At 72.7% G+C, this 912-nt stretch carries 2 protein-coding genes; both read left to right on the top strand.

Annotation, left to right across the window (positions count from 1 at the left end):
- Window positions 1-763 (top strand): acyl carrier protein (locus ACYF6T_RS44525; RefSeq protein WP_461703700.1); only part of this gene is annotated, 763 nt, incomplete at its 5' end.
- A gap of 29 nt (window positions 764-792) precedes the next feature.
- Window positions 793-912 (top strand): polyketide synthase docking domain-containing protein (locus ACYF6T_RS44530; RefSeq protein WP_461703701.1); only part of this gene is annotated, 120 nt, incomplete at its 3' end.

Consider the following 912-nt stretch of genomic DNA (forward strand, 5'->3'; position numbering starts at 1 on the left):
CCTGTGGGGCGACGTCGGGATGGTCGCCGACCAGGCCTCCACGGCGTTCCTCTCCCGTTTCGGCGTCCGTCCGCTCGACCCCGACCTGGCCACCCGAGCCCTGCACCAGGCGATCACCGGCAACACGCCCGCGCTCACCGTCGCCGACATCGACTGGACGCGGTTCACCCCCACCTTCACCGCCGTACGGCCCTCCCCCCTCCTCGCCGACCTCCCCGAGAACAACCGACCGGCCACCGGCGGCACAGCCGTGGCGGCGCCACTGGTCGAGGAACTCGCCGAGGCCCCGGCCGGTCAGCGGGAGCACATTCTGCTGCGGCACGTGCAGGCCCAGGCGGCCGCCACCCTCGGCCTGCCGTCGCCCGGCGACGTACCGCCGCACAAGCCGTTCCAGGAACTCGGTTTCGACTCCCTCACCGCCGTCCAGCTGCGCAACCAGCTCAACGCCAGCACCGGACTCCAGCTCCCGACGACCGTCGTCTTCGACCGGCCCACCCCCCGGGAACTCGCCGGCTACCTGCACACACGGCTGGCCGGCCAGGACGTGCCGACCGAGGGCTCCATCCTGGCCGAGCTCGCCCGGTGGGAGGCGGCGTGTGCCGCGGGCGAGGTGGACGCCGCCGCGCGCCGGCGGATCGCCGTACGGATGCGGTCCCTGGTGACCGCGTGGAGCGGCGGCCCGACCGCGTCCGGCCGTGACCTGGAGAGCGCGACGGCGGACGACATGTTCGCCCTCATTTCCGAAGAGTTCGGCAAGTCCTGACCACCCGCACCTCGAAGGAGCACGGCCGCATGTCGACCGAGGAAAGGCTTCTCGACAACCTCAAGTGGGTCACCGCGGAGCTGCGCACCGCGCGCGAGCGTCTGCAGGAGCTGGAGTCGGCCGCGCCCGAGCCGATCGCGATCATCGGG

Source organism: Streptomyces sp. 7R007, from assembly GCF_054850255.1.